Below are 2,816 nucleotides of genomic sequence, written 5' to 3'. Positions count from 1 at the left end.
AAAAACTCGAAAAAATTGGATGTAGTAATAGCTTTATCTCATTAACCAGAAGCTATGTCTATAATGTCAAATGCACTTCTAAATACAAAGTTACTAAAGATTTCCCTATCTTGTCAGACAAAAACTTACCTCCCGGTATTATTGACGTTAAATATTCAATATTAAAAATTAGCATTAGGGAATTTGAAATAGACCTATAAGTTGTATTAGTTCCGACTATATCTGACACTTCAATTTGAAAAGAAGAGAGTTACTCACTTTGATTAAAGGTGCTGAATCTGTAATCAAAGACAATAAGAGGTAACTCTCATGCTTCATACTAGCGATCCAATCATCAAACACAAAGCTAGCCTTCTAAATCTTGCAGAAGAACTCGGCAATGTATCAAAAGCCTGTAAGGTGATGGGTGTATCTAGAGACACTTTCTACCGCTATCAAGAGCCAGTCGAAACTGGCGATATTGATGCGCTGATTAATCAAAGTCGAAGAACACCAAACCTGAAGAATCGTGTCGACAGTGAAGCTGAACAAGCCGTTCTCAAGTGCGCCATCGACTTCCCATCTCATGGGCAAGTTAGAACAAGCAACGAGCTACGTAAACTCGGTGTATTTATCTATCCAAGTGGCGTGCGTTCAATCTGGCTTCGTAATGACTTAGAAAACTTCAAAAAGAGCCTTATTGCCCAAGAAAGACAGGGAAAGACAGGTCGCTGAAAGCAGTATCATTCTAACGGACGAGCAAGTTGCAGCCCTTGAGCGCAAGAAACATGATGACAAGGCTTGTGGTGAGATAGAAACCGCGCACCCAGGCTATCTAGGCTCTCAAGACACATTTTATATTGGCAACCTTAAAGGTGTTGGACGCATCTATCAGAGACGTTCGTTGATACCTACAGCAAAGTCGCCTTTGCTAAGCTCTATACGACAAAAACACCAATCACAGCAACGGATATGCTGAATGACAAGGGTCTACCGTTCTTCGAGGTTAATGAACTGCCAATGCTGCGAATCTTGACTGACCGTTGTGCTGAATACTGTGGCCGTGTAGAACAGCACGATTACCAACTCTACCTTGCCATCAATGATATCGACCACACGAAAACTAAAGCGATGTCACCACGGACAAATGGTATCTTCGAGCGCTTCCACAAGACCATATTAAATGAGTTCTGCCAAGTGACAACTGTATGATTCAATGAAAGAGTTACAGAAAGCTCTGGATGAATGGATGGACTACTACAACAATCATCGTACTCATCAAGGAAAAATGTGTTGTGGTCAAACGCCAATAGAGACATTAGAGGATGGGAAATCAATTTGGGCTGAAAAGAATCTATGTAGTGGTCAACTAAAATTGGCCACGGTTTTAGAGTTTTCCCAATATAATAGCTCTGACTCATTGGGAGTTAGACCACCGTTATACTGATGTGGCCTGAGTTGGCAGTAATATCCAATGATGTAGCGAGTAATCTCTTGTTGAGCCTCAGCAAAGCTACGATAACCCACCGTTGGCACCCATTCCGTCTTCAGACTTCTAAAGAAGCGCTCCATTGGTGCATTATCCCAGCAATTTCCTCTGCGAGATAAACTCTGTTTTATTTGAAAACGCCACAGCAATTGACGGTATTTACGGCTAGTATAATGACTGCCTTGATCGCTATGAAACATAACACCTTTAGGCTTACCACGAGACTCATAGGCCATCGAAAGAGCTTTGCCTGTTAGCCTAGAGTCAGGTGATAAAGACATCGACCAACCAATCACTTTGCGGGCAAAAAGATCGATAACAGCCGCTAAGTACATCCACCGATTACCTGTCCAAATATACGTAACATCGCTAGCCCAGACTTCATTTGGAGCGGTAACAGCAAACTGACGACCTAAGTAATTCGGAATTTCAATATGTTCTTGTGAAGCCTTTCTGTAACGATGCTTTGGTTCTTGGCAACTCACTAAACCAAGAGTTTTCATAAGCTTTGTTGCTCGGTATCGGCTCAGCTTTACGCCCTGATTTGTGACTATATCTGCTATGGTTCTCGCTCCTGCTGAGCCATTGCTTGCGGTGTGAGCCTCGCTAACCAAGCTACGAAGTTTTACTGCTTCAGCATTGATTGCCGTTGGGCGTTTAAGCCAATAGTTATAACTACTTCGATGAACATTGAAGACTTCGCATAATGTTTTTACGCTGTAGCTCTGATTGAGTTTCTTGATTATCAAGAATTGTTCAGTGAGTCCGACATCAACAGAGCCGTGGCTTTTTTTAGTATTTCATTATGTTCTTCAAGGCGAGCCAGTTTCTCTTTTAATTCCCGAATTTCTATTTGCTCAGGGGTCATAGGTGAAGCTTTCGGTGTTTTCCCTTGGCGTTCTTCTCTAAGCTGGCGAACCCATTTATCCATTGTGGACTTGCCCACATTCATTGCTTGGGCTGCTTCAGTCACTGAATAGTTTTGGTCTAGGACTAACTGCGCCGCTTCTAACTTAAATTCTGCGCTAAATAGTCATCTTGTACGTTTTTTCATAGTGTCACCTGTTAACTTATGAGGTGATGATATCACCTCTAACTAAGTGACCAAATTCACTATGCCACTACACTAGCCCAGATATAATCAGATAGGCACCAAGTAGAAAAGTAGGTAACTGTCAGATCAGGTCTGAATTAGTACATATAAGCGCAATAGACTTTTTAACTCTATTACACTTATAATAAATATATTATCTTGGTCGTATAGCACCTTGGTATATGATGCTTGCAACTGAAAAATCTAATGGTAGATAATTATTTAAGTTAAAAATTATCATACCTCACTCTTATC

At 41.1% G+C, this 2,816-nt stretch carries 1 protein-coding gene and 2 pseudogenes; 2 read left to right on the top strand and 1 reads right to left on the bottom strand.

Annotated elements, in window-relative coordinates; translation table 11 throughout:
- The first annotated feature begins 14 nt into the window (after window positions 1–14).
- Both CAG68_RS22565 and CAG68_RS12680 read left to right on the top strand, forming a co-directional pair.
- The gene (locus tag CAG68_RS22565) at window positions 15–200 is read left to right on the top strand and encodes a hypothetical protein (protein ID WP_443083865.1); all 186 of its coding nucleotides are present in this window, start codon (window positions 15–17) and stop codon (window positions 198–200) included.
- Between the two features lie 109 nt (window positions 201–309).
- Window positions 310–1,426, top strand: a pseudogene (locus tag CAG68_RS12680) (IS481 family transposase).
- On the opposite strand, the pseudogene CAG68_RS12675 reads toward CAG68_RS12680, so the two are convergent.
- Window positions 1,345–2,522, bottom strand: a pseudogene (locus tag CAG68_RS12675) (IS3 family transposase). The pseudogenes CAG68_RS12680 and CAG68_RS12675 sit on opposite strands and share 82 nt — an antisense overlap.
- Window positions 2,523–2,816 lie beyond the last annotated feature (294 nt).

Origin of the sequence: Vibrio sp. V42_P2S4T144 (assembly GCF_009904715.1) — a bacterium.
Lineage (GTDB): Bacteria > Pseudomonadota > Gammaproteobacteria > Enterobacterales > Vibrionaceae > Vibrio > Vibrio alginolyticus.
The sequence above is the reverse complement of the archived record's forward strand: the minus strand, read 5'-3'. Positions and strand labels throughout refer to the sequence as shown.